Source organism: Phosphitispora sp. TUW77 (assembly GCF_048453025.1).
Lineage (GTDB): Bacteria > Bacillota > Thermincolia > Thermincolales > UBA2595 > Phosphitispora.
In genome coordinates, this window is sequence record NZ_CP156677.1 from 973,392 (window position 1) to 990,337 (window position 16,946).

Genomic DNA, 16,946 nt, shown 5'->3' on the forward strand with positions numbered 1-16,946 from the left:
TTTAGTGCGGCCAAATTGTACTGTTTTTTAGTGCGCTTAGTAAATTATCACGAAGGGACGGACTTAGTTTTTCCCAGCAGGAAATAACTTTTTTCATATCCTGCCTTTTTGTCAGGCCATTTTCTGGGCAGGGGTTAGGAATAACGGGAAGGGACAGTCTGTTCACCAGTTTTATAATAGTCCTTTCCTCTACATATATCATGGGGCGTATCAGGGTAATATCTGCCCTGTCAAGGTACGTCTTAGGCTTGAAAGTTTTTAAACAGCCTTCAAACGACATGCACAGGAGCAGGGTTTCTAGGGCATCATCCAGGTGATGCCCTAGGGCAATTTTATTACACCCCATTTTTTTGGCAATACCGTGTAATGTTCCCCGCCGCAGTTTTGCGCAAAGTGAACAAGGGTTTGATTCCTGCCTTGTTTCAAATACAATGGGGCCAATATTGGTTTGTTCAATATGATAAGGGACAGTGAGCTCGGCACAATAGTTTTTCAGTGGTGATAGGTCGCTGCCCCATCCCATATCAAGGGAAATGGCGGTTATTTTGAAGCTGACCGGGGAAAACTTCTGCCATTCAGTCATAACATATAGGAGTGCGGCACTGTCTTTGCCGCCGGAAATCCCTACTGCAATATGGTCCCCTTCCTCAATAAGCCTGAAATCTTCGTTGGCTTTTCCAATTCGCTGCCACAACTCTTTTCGATAAATGCGCTTCAATGTATGATTTCCGCCAGAACCTGGTTAAATTCATCCATAAAAATTATTGAATTAATAGGTTTGTCTGGAATTGGAACTTTGACCATTGAGTAGGGATAAGTAATCATTTCAATAACCATGGCATTTTTTGCCGGATCAGTCCTGGTGGTCCAAACCCTATATGTGATTCCTTTCTCATTGCTGACTGTGGATACTTTCGTTATATCTACAGTATAGCCCCCGGTCTTTTTCTCTCCACGGGTGACAAGGAAATAAAGGTTATTATCAAATAATGTGGCAAGGTAATTTTCTGAAGCCTTATTTGTGTTAGCCCATTGCTCAAGTTGGGGCAGGGTACAATCATTTACAGGTATAATTGAAACAGGTGTGCCGTTATCCGGAATAATTGACTCGGCTATTATTACTGTCAGGCTGTTATCCTTAGAAATGTTAACCTTAATGTAAGTACCGGAAGTTAATTGTTCAATTGAAGCCGGTTTGTCATTCAGGTAAACCAGAAAATGTCCGGACAGCTTAACTTGGCGAATATTGCCCGCTGCATCACTGATATCAATAATATCTTTTTTAGGTTCAATATTTTTAATAAATCCTGTGATACTGTCTGAGTTTAAATGGAGTGCAATATGGCTCAGCACTACTGCCATTTCAGCCCGTGACAACGGTGTGTCAGGCTGAAATCTACCATCAGGGAAGCCGTTCATAATTTTGTATTCACATGCCAGTGAGACATATCCTATTATATTCTCTTCGATTTTTTGGGAATCCGAAAAAGGCAGAACAGTGTTGGTTTTCTTCCGTGCCAGTTTTGTAAGGCCCAGGCTTCTGACTGCAAACACAGCTGCTTCCTCCCTGGTAAGGGGCTGCTGCAGAGATGCTTTCTGCAATTCACTGTATAGGAGAAGTTCCTGTTTTAAAGCTAAAGCTACATAACTAATTGCCCACTCGGGAATATTGAAGTTTATTTGCAGATACTTATTTGAACTAATATCAACTTCTGCTGGGTCGTAATTTAACAATTTCCCCAAAACAACTACTGCTTCAAGCATTGTTATCGGTTTATTCGGCTTGAACGTTGAATCCGGGTAGCCATCAATAACACCTTTAGCGTACATTTCAGCAATTGCTGCCTCAGCCCAGTTGTTTTTGGCATCACTGAATGGAAATGGGTCCGGAGCTGATTGAGAAATTACTGACGACAGATTAAATTCATGAATATATGAAAAAGAAAACCCTGTCGTGAAAAAACAGGAAGCCATTAGAGAAAAAACCGTGAATATGGATACTATTTTGGTTCGAAGCATTGGGCGAGGCCTCCCTTCTATTAAAATAATGGTTAATATAAACATCGAAGCCAGAAAATGTTTTCTGGGGGTAATTTTATTATTTTAGAAACTAAAACAGAATAAAAACCCTCAGGTTTTCACAATCTAAGATAAGGCTATTCTTTAGCAAAAACCATTTTTTGGAGGAAAAAATATGATGCTTGACAGGAATTTGAAGGTACTGCTAGTAGGAGCAGAGGTTGTGCCATTTGTTAAAACCGGTGGACTTGCCGATGTTATGGGATCCCTCCCTAAGGCCCTAACTGCAATGGGAAACGATGCCAGAATAATTCTCCCGAGATATCAGGGTATCGATAATTTTTCCACAGTTATTGATTTTCCGATAAATATAGGAGGGCGGAAAGAGACATGTATTGTCAGGCAGTCCCATGTTGAAGCCAAATTGCCTGAAGGAGGAATAAAGCGGGTTCCTGTATATTTCATTGACAATTATCACTATTTTGACCGTGAAGGCATATACTGTCACTTCGATGATGCTGAAAGGTTTGGTTTTTTTGACATAGCTGTATTGGAAATGTTGAAACAAATCAGTTTCCAGCCTGATGTTATTCATTGTAATGATTGGCAGTCGGGAATGATTCCTTTTCTGCTGCGGGAAAAATACAGCCGTCATGACCCCTTTTACAGCAGGATAGGCACTGTTTTTACGGTCCATAATTTGCTTTATCAAGGAAATTACTCTCCAGAGATAATGAATATACTTGGAATTGGGGATGAGTATTTTAACCCCAACTCCCTTGAGTTTTTCGGTCAGGCCAGTTTTATGAAGGGCGGACTTGTATATGGTGATGTTATTAATACTGTCAGCAAGAAATATGCGCAGGAAATCCAAACCCCTGAATATGGGCTGGGTTTTGAAGGCTTGCTGCGGAAAAGGTCCCAGGACCTTCATGGCATAGTGAACGGAATTGACTATCATGAGTTTAATCCGGAAACTGACCCGCGGATTTTCAAAACGTATAATTCCCGTTCCGTTAAGGATAAATACGAAAACAAATACAGCCTGCAGAAGGAAATGGATCTGCCTGTTAAAGACGTGCCGGTAATCGGCTTGGTTTCAAGGCTGGTTGAACAGAAGGGTCTTAATCCTATTTCAGAAATTATAGATGAAATGCTAAAAGAGGATATTCAATTCGTTGTTTTGGGAGAAGGTGACAAATACTATGAAGAAATGTTTGCTGGGTTCAAGGACCGTTATCCGCATAAGATAGGCTTATATATTGGTTATAACGGTATTCTTGCTCAGAGAATTTACGCGGGTTCGGATATGTTTTTGATGCCGTCCAAATTTGAACCCTGTGGTTTGGGACAGCTCATCAGTCTGAGATATGGAACGGTTCCCATAGTCAGGGCTACCGGAGGACTTGCTGATACCATAGTTGATTATGATATGAAAAAAGATTTGGGTAACGGTTTTTCTTTTGAAGCTTATGATCCCGCTATCCTCTTGGAAACAGTTAATAGGGCCTTAAGATTATATCGTGATTATCCCGATAGGTGGAGGAAGTTGGTAGTTTCCGGAATGGAAAATGACTTTTCATGGAACCGGTCTGCTGCAGAATATCTCGAATTATATGACTTGGCAATTAGTAAATATACCAGGGGTCACAGGATAGCATGAGTAAAGCCGGTCTTTAAAAATAATAGAAACAGCCCTAAGAAGGGATTTTAAAAGGGTGGCAGATTAATTCCGTTGGGAAAATCTGCCACCTTGTGTTTTAGAGCGAAGCGAAGATAAGCCTTATTAAAATGCGGTATCCCGAAAACAAGGAAATTTTTTAAAAATAATGAAAACAGTGAAGGAATTAGGTGGTATTCGTCGAATATAAGCTTTAACATAGAGTATCCCTTCGGGGAGGTTATCCATGACCCGTTATTATTTAGCAGTAATAGTAATCAACATTCTTTTTGCTGCAATTTTTTATTTTAAATTAACAGATACAGGCTTGTCGACCAAGGCCTTTATTTTTATTGGTGGTCTTTCGGTACTAATGGGATTGATTTTCCCGTTTTTGGTAGGTTTCTTTAACATTTATATTGTTATTGGAATTAATTTGTTAATAATACTTTTAGGGACTTATCATATTTCAAAAATGGAACATTCTGTTTCACCGGGTACTCAACTTGAGAATACAGACCCGGCTCTTCAGGTTGCAGCAGCTGCTGAGGATTTTATAATACTAGATAATTTGGATGAAGGAGATACAGCGGAAGAGGCTGTAACAGAGGAAATTGAAGATGAAGAAGCTGCAGTGGAAGAAGTTATAACAGAGGAAATTGAAGATGAAGAAGATACAGTAGAAGAAGCTGTAACTGAAGAAATTGAAGATGAAGAGTTAGAACCGGAAACAGAAAACAATATAGAGGACCGAACTGTTCGATTAGATGATAATTTAGTTGGGCTGCCTGGCCTGGAAAATATTGCGCAGGGAGAAGAGATTATGATTTCCGAACAGCATGGGGAAGAAGAAGTACTGGAACTTATGTATTCTTATGTAGACAGAGGGTTTGATGCTAAAACCGCAGGGAAGCTTGACCTGGCAGTAAAATATTTTTCTTCAGCACTTGACTTGAATCCACCACCGGACCTTCATAGAATGCTGATTTTTGATTTGTATTCTATGTATAGGGAATTGGGACAATATGCAGCAGCGAAACAGTGTATGGAAGAGTTTTCCGGGTTTATGTCTGATTTGTCTGCTGAAGTGACACGGGAAATAAAAACAAACATCAAATATATTGAAATCTTACAGGAAATGCTTAATAAAGCCAATACGCCGAATTTGCCGTTTTCTAAGCTGCCGGCCCTAATAACGGTAAGTGTAGAGGGCAAGGTAAACGAATGGCTGAATGACACTTTTAATAATTAGCTTTAAATAAGTTAATTCAATTTTGATATATCATTTAAAGCCTTATGATAGGAGAGTAGGTAATGAAACGAAGCGAAGAACTATTGGGATTATCAGTCATTAGTATTGAAGATGGTAAAGAACTGGGAACTGTAAGTGATTTGATAATAAATCCCGATAACGGATTGGTGCAGTATTTGGTTGTGGACAATGGTCTCCGCTATCTTGGCATCAAGGTTTTACCATTCAGATTGATTGAAGGTGTTGGGGAAGATGCAGTTACCATTCAAAATTCTTCCTGTATAGTTGACCTTGGTGATGAACCTGAGATAGACGGGCTTCTGGAGAAAAACGTGCGGGTCAAAGGTACCAAGGTTTTGACCAGAAAAGGCAAATTGATTGGTACTGTTAGTGAAATCTTAGTTGATGAGGATGGCGAGGGCCGTATTGACTCATGTGAAATGACTCCATTGGATGATACCGGCAGTAAGGAAATAATTCCATCAGAGAAGATTATTACTTTTGGTAAGGATGTCCTTATTATCGATCAATTATCGGAAGCTTCAGGCAGCCTTCAACATGTTTCAGGCATTGCTGCTGAACCGGAAGTTACTCCGGTTAAAAATGCTGAAGAAACCAATGTGGAAACTTTACCTGCCCAAAAAGTTGATACAATGGAACAGTCTGAAGCAGGAAAATTATTTGAAGAAAGACAACGGAAATACCTTTTGGGAAGGAAAGTGAGTAAAAGGATAGAATCTGAAACCGGAGAAACTATAGCGGAAGAAGGAGATGTTATTACCGAAGAGCTGATGGACAAAGCCAAAACGGCGGGTAAATTCTCAGAACTATCCATGAATACGAGAACGTAATATATTGAATATAAGGTAACACATTGGAGAAATCCAGGCTGGGGGAGCGAAAATGAACGGTTTTCATAAAAAATACTTGTTGGTTGCCGCTTTTCTGATATCCCAGGGCTTGGTCAGTATTATAGGTGGACTGGCTTTTGCATCTGTTCCCGGGGAGAATGTTATTTTCCCTGGGATTTTTATTAGCGGCATGGAAGTTGGGGGATTGACAGCAGAACAGTGTACTGCTCTGCTGGAGAAAAACCTTGACAAACTGCAGATTCAAAACATAGTTTTACAGCATAATGACAAGAAATGGTTGTATTCACTTAAAGAGCTGGGAATTACTTTTGATATTCCAGGGTCAGTTGATAATGCACTTCGGGAAGGGAAGAGAGGCAGTACGGCTTTAAAAGGCCTGGAACTGCTTAAAATCAAGGTCAGTGAGCCAAAATTGCCTCTGGAATTTAATTTGGATGAAGCCAAATTTAAAAATGCCATTAGTGATATTGCAAAGGAAATTAATGTTCAGCCAGCAAATGCTTTTGTAGTATATGAGCATGGTAAGGTTAGACTGGTTCCTGAATCTAAAGGTAAAGAGCTTGATATAGCAGCTTGTATCGAACAGGTCAAGCAAGCCTTGCGCAAACAAGGTGATGAGCCTGTGGACCTCAAGGTTTCAGAGGTAAAGGCGCAAATCAAGGCTTCACACCTTAAGGGTATCAATGGAGTAATCGGCACAGGAATAACGTTTTTTTCATCTTCAGATAAGGAAAGAGCCGATAACATTTACCTGGCTGTGAAAATAATAAATGGTACAGTTATACTGCCCGGGCAGGAGTTTTCCTTTAATAAGGCGCTTGGACCCAGGGTGAGTGAACAAGGGTATCGCAGTGCCCCGGTGCTGGTAAATGGGCGCTTGGTTGAGGGTACCGGGGGTGGTGTATGTCAGGTTGCCACAACACTTTATGAGGCGGCTTTATATTCCGGATTAAAAATTATGGAAAGACATCCCCATACTTCTCTTCCTGCCTATATTGATCCTGGCAGTGATGCCGCAGTGGCTTACGGTGAAATGGATTTAAGGTTTTTTAACAATACCGGTGGACCGATTTACATATCTGCTGTTATTGCAAACAACTGTGTTAGTGTTAAGCTGTTTGGAGCAGTTAAGCCGGGTAAATCTGTTCAGGTGATTTCAGAAAACAATACTGATAATCGAAATAGGAGGGCTGGAAGGTCTTATATCAGAGTTTATAGGATATTCTATGAAAACGGTATGGAAGATAGGAGGGAACTTGTTTCCGAAGACTACTATCTTAAAGAGACAATAGTAAAATAAGGGATAATAATAAAATGACTTGGAGGCTTCTGTAAATAATGTTTGCAGGTATTAATACAGAGATAATATGAAGGGGCTGACTCATAAGTAAGTGAGTCGGTCCCTTGCTTTTCGTTAAAAATTAGTGGGCACTGGCATCGTGAGGAGTCTTACCGCAGCTCGGCTAAGCGAAGTCACGGACCGGAGCCACGGATGGCGGAGCCGTCTTTCGCCATGGATGGCGAATTGGCGGTTTAGTCCGTGACTTCGCCAGGAGCAAGGTTAGAACTCTCCGATGCCAGTGCGAAAACCCAGTGCAATAATTCACTAGCTTCCCGCTCATCAAAAAGGGTACATCTTACTAGGATCAAAATTTATCTGACCTGTTGTTTCGTATAATTCAGCAGGCCACCGGATTTAATAATATCGACCTGGCGTGGTGTCAGGTCATGACACACACTGAATTCATTTCCACTGACAATGTTTTTGACAACCAGCTCATTTCCGGTGTCGATTTGTGATACATCTATTTCCAAATCAACTTCTTCATTGAAGGTGTCATAATCATTTTCGTTAATAAAAGTAAGGGGGAGAATCCCGAAATTCACCAGGTTTGCCTTGTGAATTCTGGCAAATGATTTTGCTATAACAGCTTTAATGCCTAAATACATTGGAGCAAGGGCGGCATGTTCCCTGCTGGAACCTTGACCGTAATTGTGTCCTCCGATAATGAAACCTTCACCTGCTTTTCTGGCTCTATCAGGGAATGATACGTCAATTCCGGAAAAAACGTATTGGGAAATTGCCGGAATATTTGAGCGCAAAGGTAAGATTTTGGCCCCTGCCGGCATAATATGGTCTGTGGTAATATTGTCTCCCAGTTTTAAAAGGACAGGTCCGCTCAGTTTTTCAGGGAGCGGCCGGTTAACGGGTAAAGGCTTTATATTGGGTCCGCGCAGGACTTCCACCTGGGAGGGGTCTTCAGCCGGGGGGATAATCATACTGTCATCTGTCAGGAATTTTTCAGGCATTTGTACATAAATGTATTCTCCCAATTCCCTTGGGTCGGTAAGGACTCCGGTCAGAGCAGATGCTGCAGCCACTTCAGGGCTTGCCAGGTATACCTTGGCATCTGCTGTCCCGCTGCGGCCCTCAAAGTTTCTGTTAAAAGTCCGAACTGTGACGGCTCCGGAAGATGGTGACTGTCCCATGCCGATACATGGTCCACAAGCTGTTTCCAGTATTCTGGCACCGGCAGATATAAGATCAGCTATGGCGCTGTTCCTAGCCAGCATTTCAAATACTTGGCGGGAACCCGGAGCAATACTTAGACTTGTTGTTGGATGAACCTTTTTCCCTTTGAGAATTCCTGCAACCCTCATCAGATCGGTATAAGAAGAGTTGGTACAGCTGCCAATAACTACCTGGTGTACAGGAATTTGGCCAACTTCTGTCACTTTAGCTACATTATCGGGACTGTGGGGCTGGGCTACCATGGGTTCCAGTTCTGCCAGATTTATTTCAATTGTTTCATCATACAATGCATCATTATCAGCTTTGACTTCCCGCCAGTCGCTTGCCCTGCCTTGTGCTTTCAGGAAACTAAGGGTAAGCTCATCACTGGGGAATATTGAGGTTGTAGCACCCAGTTCAGCCCCCATATTGGTAATGGTGGCCCGGTCCGGAACACTCAAGGTGGCTGTTCCGTCCCCGGAGTATTCGATTATTTTACCTACCCCGCCTTTAACAGTCATAATACGCAGAAGTTCAAGAATGATATCTTTGGCAGATACCCAAGGCTTCAGCTTGCCGGTAAGCTTTACATTGACAACCTTTGGCATATTCAGATAAAATGGTCCGCCTCCCATAGCTACTGCAACATCAAGGCCGCCGGCACCCATTGCCAGCATACCGAGTCCTCCGGCTGTTGGGGTATGACTATCTGAACCCAAAAGTGTCATTCCGGGAACCCCGAAGCGTTCCAGGTGAACTTGATGACAAATCCCGTTTCCGGGTCTTGAAAAGTAAATACCGTGTTTTGCTGCAATTGATTGTAAGAATCTATGGTCATCTGCATTCTCAAAACCGGTCTGTAATGTATTGTGGTCAACATAGCTGACTGAAAGACTGGTTTTTACCTGTGGTATTCCAATTGCTTCAAACTGCAGGTATGCCATTGTACCGGTGGCATCCTGTGTCAGGGTTTGGTCAATTTTAATTGAAATTTCTTCATTAGGCGCCATGTTTCCGGATAGTATATGGCTGCCAATAATTTTTTGTACAATATTTTGTCCCATCTATTAACCTCCTTGTGATACGGTGTATACCTTTAATTAATTTATCAGAAATTGGGGTGGGTGTCAATGAATGGAGATGTGTTGGAAAGACTGTGCCTTTATGGTATACTGTACATAGTAAATAGTTGGGGTGAAACTTCCTGATGCACATTGTACTTGTAGAGCCCGAGATTCCTCAAAATACCGGAAATATTGCACGCACTTGTGCTGTTACCGGAACCTCACTACATTTAGTCAGACCGTTGGGATTTTCCATAGATAACAGGTATTTAAAAAGAGCCGGACTTGATTACTGGCATTTGCTTGATATAAATTATTATGACACCTTCAATGAACTCCGGAAAAAGTTTAATGAGAATAATTTCTACTACCTGACTACAAAAGGAAGCAGGCTTTATACAGAAGTTAGATACGGCCCGGAAGATTTTCTTGTTTTTGGCAAGGAGACAGGAGGCCTGCCCAAGGAGATTCTTGAAGAAAATCCTGCTTGTTGTATGCGTATTCCGATGATAAACGATGTGCGTTCACTTAATCTTTCGAATTCTGTTGCGATTGTCCTTTATGAAGCTTGGCGGCAGTTCGGCTTCCCGGCGGGCATATAAACTTTTAACTTGCGAATGTGCAGTTCACAGCCCCTTGTTAATTCTCTGGAAAGTGGTTAATTGACTAGATACAGTAGCAATGATATAATTTAAATACAAAAAAATATTGAGAGTACGCTTAATTCTCCGGTTTTTAACCGGGATACGGGGGAACCATCAAATGGGGTGAATCTCACAATATTGTGGGTAGGGGGACTCTTCTTTCCGAATCCGTCAGCTAACCTCGTCAGCGTGGCAAGAGGATTTGCTATGCATTTCAAGTATGGTTCGGCTTTCAAAATTTCTGGCTCAGGCAACCTCTTTACCTGGGTTTTTTTGCGCCCTTTTTAGTTTCAAAAACCGATAAAAATAAAGGGAGTGATATATGAGATGAAGATTATTAACCGATTAGAAAAAGGTAAAGCATCAAACAAGTATCTTTATAGAAGCCATGCTTTTTCTAAAATAACCCCAGCAAAGCTAATTGGTATGTTTTGGTCCGAGAACCCTGTTTTTTTCCAATTGTTGCAAGAGGCAGACCTGGAAACCATCAGAAAAAGGGTTTTTAATTATCTTGCGGATTTTGAACGCAAAAACCTTACTTATCACCATAGTTGTAATACCACTGACCGAAACATATCACGCCAGTGTATTCAAACACTCAAAAATATCTTTTCTATAAGAAGTGAAGAGCTTACGGGACATAGTGTGCTAAAGGTTTTAATGAACTTAGCCCAACAGCGGGATGTAACAATATCTACAGCTTTTATTGAGGATTTAAGGCAGATGTTCTTGGGCATGAAAGGTAAAACGGAACTCGGCAGCAGGGTTATTTCCATGGACCATTTTGACCATGATAATTGCACGGAAGTAGCCCGCAATAGGTCTAAAACCCTTAACATGGTTGGGGAGAAAATTGAAGCTCAGATTTACAAATATACTGACGGCCTGGATGAGGAAGTAATACGGATGAGGGCCGACAACAGGGACAGAATAATCAAAGTTCTAGGTGCTTCCCTTGAACAGTGGAACGATTGGAAGTGGCAGTGCCGGAACATTGTAAGAAATGTGGATGTCCTTGAAAAAATGATTAAATTGACTCCGAAAGAAAGAATGGGAATAGAAAGGGCAGTTTTGAACAAACTTCCATTTGGGATTACCCCATACTATGTTTCCCTAATGGACTATGAACCCGGAAGGCTGCATGACCATGCGGTCAGGGCACAGGTTATCCCATCCCTTGAGTATGTGGAAAACGTCCTTTTAAGTAAAAAAAATGGCACTGACCTTGATTTTATGGGAGAAAAAGACACCTCACCCATAGATCTTGTTACCAGGAGATACCCTCAGATAGCAATATTCAAACCATACAATACATGTGCCCAGATTTGTGTTTATTGCCAGAGGAACTGGGAAATAACCGATGTTTTGGATGAATGTGCCAAGGCATCAAAGAGTAAACTGGAGAGTGCTTTGAAATGGTTTGAGGAAAATCCGGCAGTAACGGAAGTCCTGGTTACCGGCGGCGATCCGGCAGTAATGAATGATTCTATGACCCGGAAGGTACTAAGCAGATTGGCAGAAATGGATCATATTAGGAGAATTAGGATTGGAACCAGAACCCCCGTTGTTCTGCCGATGCGAATCACCGACAAATACGCCAATATGCTGGCAAGTTTCATTGAGCCTGGCGTACGCGAAGTTGCTGTAATGACTCATTTTGAACATCTTTATGAAATAACTACTGATAGTGTAGAGGCTGTTAGCAAACTCCGGTCCAGAGGTGTGCCGGTTTACAATCAGGGGGTCTTTACGACGGAAAATGCCCGTCGCTTTGAGATGGTAGGACTGAGGCAGGCATTGCGGACTATTGGTGTGGAACCGTATTATACTTTTAATGCCAAGGGCAAGGAAGAAACCAGGGCTTATCGGGTGCCAATTGCCAGGCTGATACAGGAGCAGGTTGAAGAGGCAAGGCTGACACCGGGTCTGACCAGGTGTGATGAGGCAGTCTTCAATATTCCCCGTATTGGCAAGAGCTACCTCCGCGCCGGGCAGTCTCATGAGGTTATTATGCTTCTCCCGGACGGCTCCAGGGTATACGAGTTTTATCCCTGGGATCTGGGATTTGCGGATACCAGGCCGTACCTTCATGAGGATGTTCCGATTCTGGATTTTCTTGCTGAGATGTATAAAAGGGGAGAAAACCCTGATGATTATAGAAGTATCTGGTACTATTTCTAAAGGAGAAGGATGCGACTAATTTTCGCTATAGGTGAATTTGGAGTTTTTTAGCGAAGTTTAGTCTTTTTTAGCAAAAAATCTTTGACAGTCGTTTCCTAAAAAGTTATCATAAATATATAGGTTGCCCCTGTGAAGATGAGCTTGTCTGGCGGGAAGTTGGCCGGAAGCTCATTTGTTTTGCCCTATAAATAGTGAAATTAAGTAGAGGTTGATAAAGTGTCCTGGGGAGGTCAAATGAATGAATACATTGCGCCGTGTCTTAGATAAATCATTTGTTCCGGAAAACAATTTTTTAGTTCTTATGGCTGTTGGTGTCGGTATTGGGGCTGCACTGCTGGGACTCATATTCAGGTATACGATTGACCTGTTTACCGAATGCTTTTTTTCGGGGGGCAGGTTTGTTTTCGGAGGGTTCTTGAATGATTACTATATTGTTTTATTGCCATTTATAGGGGGACTGCTTGTTGGGCCTCTTATTTATTTTTGTGCTAAGGAGGCAAAGGGGCATGGGGTACCTGAAGTCATGGCCGCTGTTGCTGTAAAGGGAGGCAAAATCAGGCCTAGGATAGTACTGGTGAAGTGCCTGGCTTCAGCCTTAACTATAGGTTCAGGAGGGTCTGCAGGTGCAGAGGGTCCTATTGTTCAGATTGGCTCTGGATTTGGTTCCACAATAGCCCAGGTTTTTCATTTATCTGAGGAGCGGATGAAAACCCTGGTCTGCTGTGGAGCGGCAGCCGGAATTGCAACAGTATTTAATGCCCCTATTGCGGGTGTGTTTTTTGCCCTTGAGGTTATCAGCGGACAATTTTCTACGTCTTTTTTCAGTCTTACCGTATTGTCTTCCGTTACCGCATCTGTTATTGCCAGGGCAGTATGGTGGGGTAATTCGGCAGTGTTTGCTGCCGATTACTCACTGGTTGATTATAGAGAAATTTTTATCTATGTAGTTCTGGGTATGTTAGCGGGGATATTTGCAGTTTTTGAGATAAAGTTTATGTATTATATTGAGCATTTTTTTGAAAGGCTTAATCTTAGGGAATATTTTAAACCGGCTCTTGGAGGACTGTTGGTAGGATTAATCGGGCTGCAGTTTCCTGAAATATTGGGCACAGGTTATGGGCCAATTCAAGCGGCTTTGGCTGGCAAGCTTGCGTTTTGGCTGCTGGCGGCACTTGTTTTCGTCAAGTTGCTGGCTGTTTCGCTTACACTTGGCTCAGGAGGCTCGGGTGGGGTTTTCGCTCCGTCCTTGTTTATGGGGGCGATGCTTGGCGGTATGGTTGGCATCATTGCTAACAGCATATTTCCTCAGATTACGGCCAATCCCGGAGCTTATGCGTTGGTAGGGATGGGAGCAGTTTTTGCAGGTGCTGCCAGGGCACCAATTACATCAATGATAATGCTGTTTGAAATGACTAATGATTACCGGATTATACTGCCCTTGATGGGGGCCTGTGTAACCAGTTATATTGTGGCAAATCACCTGTTTGGGGAATCTATTTATACACTTAAACTTAAGCGCAGGGGAATTAACCTGCGCCAGGGTATAGAAAAGGGTATTATTGAATCTCTAAGTGTGGCTGATGTTATGACAAAAGAAGTGGAAACTGCTTCAGCTAACATCAATGTAAGTGAGATGAACCGTGTTTTTGAAAGGAGCAGGCACATGGGATTTCCTGTACTGCAGGAAGGACAGTTAGTAGGCATTATAACTTATCTTGATATCAGGAAGGCTCATGACCAGGGATTAGATAACAAGACTGTAGGGGAAATAATGAACACTGAACTCATGGTTACATTTCCGGATGAAAACCTCAGTGAAGCATTAAAGAAATTTGGTTTAAGAGGCATTGGCCGTCTGCCTGTTGTTGATAGAAATAACCATGCGAAAATTGAAGGGATACTTACCAGGACTGATATTATCAGGGCATATAATAAGAGGCTGCTTAAAACAGAGATTGCTAAAACAGAGATTGTTAAAACAGAGGACGATTAAAGCCCAGGGCAGATGTGCTCACATATATTATTTTGCCTTTGCTTCACAAGGCTCAATATAGGAAACATCGACAACGGTATAGCCTGCTTGTTTAAGGTCACTGGCAAAATCTTGGCGGTTGCCTTTTACTTTGAGTACAAGTTCATTACCAAAGGTTACAATATTGTCAATATGTATATTTTTGCTATCTATGAATGAAACCAGTTCTGAAAGGAACCCCCATTTTTTCTGAAAAATAATAGTTACTCTTGTTCCGCCTTCCCGGTAACCCAGGGCAGTTATAAATGCCTCTATAATACCGTTTTTGGTAATAAAGCCGACAAGCTTCTTTCCTTCCAGAATCGGAAGACTGCTGACCCTGTTGGTACACATAATCAGGGCAGCTTTTTCTATTATTTCGTCAGGGGCAATTGAGATCGGGTTTGTTTTCATTACCTTTGAAACAGGAGTCCTTAAAAGCAGGTTTGATTCAAATGATGATAATTCTTTGCCATGAGGAAACACCTTTAACAGGTCCGATTCGGTTACCGCCCCGACAAGGGACTGGTTTTTATCAATTACAGGCAGGTGTTTGATGTTTTTTTTCTTCAAAATATCAAGCGCTTCACCTACGGTGGAATTCTCTGATACAGTCACTACAGGATATGACATAAGGTCTTTTACCAGCATGATAACACTCTCCTCAAACTTACGGAATTTCTCCTTATTTCGACATATATGTCTTAAATCCTTGTAATAACCTCGAATTATTTTAAGGCACAGCTCCAATAATTCAACAAATTATACAAAAATTATTACAAAAGTTATCATAGATGGTATAATGAAGAAGTGACACAGTGCCGAAATAAAAGCAAATTATTTTTAAAGGGGGAGAAACGGTGCATAGTGAAATTAAAAGGATTGGGGTATTAACAGGAGGCGGGGATTGTCCCGGCCTTAATGCCGTTATCAGAGCTGTTGTAAAAACTGCCATTAATAAGTACAATCTGGAAGTAATCGGTTATTTGGACGGATTTGGCGGTTTAATCAATAACATGGTTCAGAGGCTGATAGTAGCTTCAGTATCAGGGATACTCCCCAGGGGTGGGACAATCCTCGGTACTACTAACCGCGACAATCCCTTTAAATATCCTATGATAAAAGATGGGGAACGTGTATATGTGGATATGTCCGGTCATATTATGGATAATCTGAATGATATGGGGGTAGATGCCTTGGTGGTTATCGGGGGTGATGGCACTCTCCACATTGCCAATGAGTTTTCCGCCAAAGGTCTCCCTGTTGTCGGTGTCCCCAAAACAATTGATAATGATCTTTCAGCAACTGATGTTACCTTTGGTTTTGATACTGCACTGGTTACAGCTACTGAGGCTCTTGACAAGCTGCATACAACAGCCGAGTCCCATCACCGGGTAATGGTCCTGGAAGTAATGGGACGATACGCGGGATGGATTGCTCTTCATTCAGGGATTGCCGGAGGTGCTGATGTTATTTTGATTCCCGAAATTCCGTTCACTATTGAAAATGTCTCCCGTAAAATTAAGGCGCGAAAGGTTCAAGGCAAGAAGTTCAGTATTGTGGTGGTTGCTGAGGGGGCCAAACCGGCGGGCGGAGAGATGGTTGTACAGAAAATCATTGCAGATAGTGCAGACCCAATCAGACTTGGCGGTATTGGCAATGTTATCGGTGAACAATTGGAAAAATGCACCAGTATGGAAACAAGGGTTACAGTTCTGGGACACTTGCAGAGGGGGGGGAGCCCAACCCCCTTTGACCGGATCCTTGGCACCAGGTATGGCGCTCATGCGGTAAAATTGCTCATGGAAAAGAAGTTTGGTCAAATGGTCAGCCTGAGGGGAACGAAAATTGAATCGGTTCCCATAATGGATGCTGTAAAGGTGCTTCGCAGGGTATCTCCCGACAGTGACATAGTTTTTGCTGCCAAATCCGTGGGAATCGGGTTTGGTGACGAATAATGCCACAGTCACAGTATGCAAAGCTGGCAGATATATATGACCACCTGGTTGCCGGTATAGATTATGAGGAATGGGCTGACTATGTGGAGGAGCTTTTGAAAAGATATTCTGCTTGTGTGGACAGGATTGCTGACCTGGCGTGTGGCACCGGTAATACAAGTTTACCCCTGGCTGCCAGAGGTTATGAGGTATATGGTGTTGATATTGCCCCGGCAATGCTGGCTAAGGCACGTGAAAAAGCCAGGGAAAACGATTTAGCCGTAGTTTTTCTGGAGCAGGATATGAGGTATCTTGAACTCCCTGCCCATATGGATATGATTACCAGTTATCATGATGGGCTGAATTATATAATTACTGCTGCCGACCTGTGTCTTGTATTTAAAAAAGTTTACGATTCTCTGAAACCTGGGGGATTATTTATTTTCGATATGAATGCGGTTGAAAAGCTGTCTTCTGCCGGCGGAGATACTACCTTTGTCGATGATGAGGATATGTCCCTGATCTGGGAAACCTCCTTTGACTATGCAGCCGATATCTGGGAAATACGATTGACCGGCTTTGTAAAAAAGGGCGGGTTATACGAAAAATTTATTGAGACACACAGGGAAAAGGCATACAAAAGGCAAGAAATACAAGACTTTCTAAAAGAAACCGGGTTTGATATATTGGATGTTTTTCACGGGTTTTCTTTTGAACCGCCAAGACATGACACCCGCAGGATATTTTATGTTGCTCAAAAAAATTAGTAGGAAATATAACCAAGGGGCTGTTGC

Annotated in this window: 13 protein-coding genes and 1 riboswitch; of the genes, 9 read left to right on the forward strand and 4 right to left on the reverse strand. The window is 42.2% G+C overall.

The window, feature by feature from the left end:
* Position 1: 1 nt before the first annotated feature.
* Together ABFY19_RS04430 and ABFY19_RS04435 are read right to left on the reverse strand one after the other, a co-directional pair.
* Positions 2-718: a tRNA 2-thiocytidine biosynthesis TtcA family protein gene (locus ABFY19_RS04430; RefSeq protein ID WP_418792037.1), complete on the reverse strand. Its 717-nt coding sequence runs from the start codon at positions 716-718 to the stop codon at positions 2-4.
* Entirely contained in the window at positions 715-2,019 is a 1,305-nt protein-coding gene (locus ABFY19_RS04435; RefSeq protein ID WP_418792038.1) for an S-layer homology domain-containing protein, read from the reverse strand. The genes ABFY19_RS04430 and ABFY19_RS04435 overlap by 4 nt, the downstream gene beginning before the upstream one ends.
* Positions 2,020-2,194: 175 nt before the next feature.
* On the opposite strand from ABFY19_RS04435, the gene glgA reads away from it, so the two are divergent.
* The 4 genes from glgA to ABFY19_RS04455 all read left to right on the forward strand — a co-directional run bounded on the left by glgA (position 2,195) and on the right by ABFY19_RS04455 (position 7,103).
* Positions 2,195-3,682, forward strand: a complete 1,488-nt coding sequence (gene glgA / locus ABFY19_RS04440) for a glycogen synthase GlgA (protein ID WP_418792039.1) — start codon at positions 2,195-2,197, stop codon at positions 3,680-3,682.
* Between the two features lie 244 nt (positions 3,683-3,926).
* The gene (locus tag ABFY19_RS04445) at positions 3,927-4,931 is read left to right on the forward strand and encodes a hypothetical protein (protein ID WP_418792040.1); all 1,005 of its coding nucleotides are present in this window, start codon (positions 3,927-3,929) and stop codon (positions 4,929-4,931) included.
* 62 nt (positions 4,932-4,993) lie between these two features.
* Positions 4,994-5,782 (forward strand): PRC-barrel domain-containing protein, encoded by a 789-nt coding sequence (locus ABFY19_RS04450; protein ID WP_418792041.1) that lies wholly within the window; start codon positions 4,994-4,996, stop codon positions 5,780-5,782.
* A gap of 52 nt (positions 5,783-5,834) precedes the next feature.
* Positions 5,835-7,103, forward strand: a complete 1,269-nt coding sequence (locus tag ABFY19_RS04455) for a VanW family protein (RefSeq protein WP_418792042.1) — start codon at positions 5,835-5,837, stop codon at positions 7,101-7,103.
* A gap of 353 nt (positions 7,104-7,456) precedes the next feature.
* On the opposite strand, the gene ABFY19_RS04460 is transcribed toward ABFY19_RS04455, so the two are convergent.
* Positions 7,457-9,379 (reverse strand): aconitate hydratase, encoded by a 1,923-nt coding sequence (locus tag ABFY19_RS04460; protein WP_418792044.1) that lies wholly within the window; start codon positions 9,377-9,379, stop codon positions 7,457-7,459.
* Positions 9,380-9,522: 143 nt separating this feature from the next.
* Here ABFY19_RS04460 and trmL point away from each other — a divergent pair, with 143 nt between their 5' ends.
* The 3 genes from trmL to ABFY19_RS04475 all read left to right on the forward strand — a co-directional run bounded on the left by trmL (position 9,523) and on the right by ABFY19_RS04475 (position 14,197).
* The gene (gene trmL / locus ABFY19_RS04465) at positions 9,523-9,981 is read left to right on the forward strand and encodes a tRNA (uridine(34)/cytosine(34)/5-carboxymethylaminomethyluridine(34)-2'-O)-methyltransferase TrmL (RefSeq protein ID WP_418792045.1); all 459 of its coding nucleotides are present in this window, start codon (positions 9,523-9,525) and stop codon (positions 9,979-9,981) included.
* Positions 9,982-10,086: 105 nt separating this feature from the next.
* Positions 10,087-10,227: riboswitch (cyclic di-AMP (ydaO/yuaA leader) on the forward strand.
* A 123-nt stretch (positions 10,228-10,350) separates the two neighbouring features.
* Positions 10,351-12,204: a KamA family radical SAM protein gene (locus ABFY19_RS04470; RefSeq protein WP_418792046.1), complete on the forward strand. Its 1,854-nt coding sequence runs from the start codon at positions 10,351-10,353 to the stop codon at positions 12,202-12,204.
* 238 nt (positions 12,205-12,442) lie between these two features.
* Entirely contained in the window at positions 12,443-14,197 is a 1,755-nt protein-coding gene (locus ABFY19_RS04475) for a chloride channel protein (protein ID WP_418792047.1), read from the forward strand.
* A gap of 27 nt (positions 14,198-14,224) precedes the next feature.
* Here ABFY19_RS04475 and ABFY19_RS04480 read toward each other — a convergent pair whose 3' ends face one another.
* Positions 14,225-14,866 (reverse strand): CBS domain-containing protein, encoded by a 642-nt coding sequence (locus tag ABFY19_RS04480; protein ID WP_418792048.1) that lies wholly within the window; start codon positions 14,864-14,866, stop codon positions 14,225-14,227.
* Between the two features lie 209 nt (positions 14,867-15,075).
* Between ABFY19_RS04480 and ABFY19_RS04485 the strand changes: the two genes are divergently transcribed.
* Together ABFY19_RS04485 and ABFY19_RS04490 are read left to right on the forward strand one after the other, a co-directional pair.
* Complete coding sequence (locus ABFY19_RS04485; protein ID WP_418792049.1) at positions 15,076-16,173, forward strand: 6-phosphofructokinase; 1,098 nt, start codon at positions 15,076-15,078, stop codon at positions 16,171-16,173.
* On the forward strand, positions 16,173-16,919 hold the full coding sequence (locus tag ABFY19_RS04490; RefSeq protein ID WP_418792050.1) for a class I SAM-dependent DNA methyltransferase: 747 nt from the start codon (positions 16,173-16,175) through the stop codon (positions 16,917-16,919). Before ABFY19_RS04485 ends, ABFY19_RS04490 begins: the two co-directional genes overlap by 1 nt.
* Positions 16,920-16,946: the final 27 nt, after the last annotated feature.

Bases quoted from the DNA above. Each gene is read 5' to 3' on its own strand.
- ABFY19_RS04435 (WP_418792038.1), bottom strand. From the start codon at position 2,019: ATGCTTCGAACCAAAATAGTATCCATATTCACGGTTTTTTCTCTAATG.
- glgA (WP_418792039.1), top strand. From the start codon at position 2,195: ATGATGCTTGACAGGAATTTGAAGGTACTGCTAGTAGGAGCAGAGGTT.
- ABFY19_RS04475 (WP_418792047.1), top strand. From the start codon at position 12,443: ATGAATACATTGCGCCGTGTCTTAGATAAATCATTTGTTCCGGAAAAC.
- ABFY19_RS04450 (WP_418792041.1), top strand. From the start codon at position 4,994: ATGAAACGAAGCGAAGAACTATTGGGATTATCAGTCATTAGTATTGAA.
- ABFY19_RS04490 (WP_418792050.1), top strand. From the start codon at position 16,173: ATGCCACAGTCACAGTATGCAAAGCTGGCAGATATATATGACCACCTG.
- ABFY19_RS04460 (WP_418792044.1), bottom strand. From the start codon at position 9,379: ATGGGACAAAATATTGTACAAAAAATTATTGGCAGCCATATACTATCC.
- ABFY19_RS04470 (WP_418792046.1), top strand. From the start codon at position 10,351: ATGAAGATTATTAACCGATTAGAAAAAGGTAAAGCATCAAACAAGTAT.
- ABFY19_RS04455 (WP_418792042.1), top strand. From the start codon at position 5,835: ATGAACGGTTTTCATAAAAAATACTTGTTGGTTGCCGCTTTTCTGATA.
- ABFY19_RS04480 (WP_418792048.1), bottom strand. From the start codon at position 14,866: ATGCTGGTAAAAGACCTTATGTCATATCCTGTAGTGACTGTATCAGAG.
- trmL (WP_418792045.1), top strand. From the start codon at position 9,523: ATGCACATTGTACTTGTAGAGCCCGAGATTCCTCAAAATACCGGAAAT.
- ABFY19_RS04445 (WP_418792040.1), top strand. From the start codon at position 3,927: ATGACCCGTTATTATTTAGCAGTAATAGTAATCAACATTCTTTTTGCT.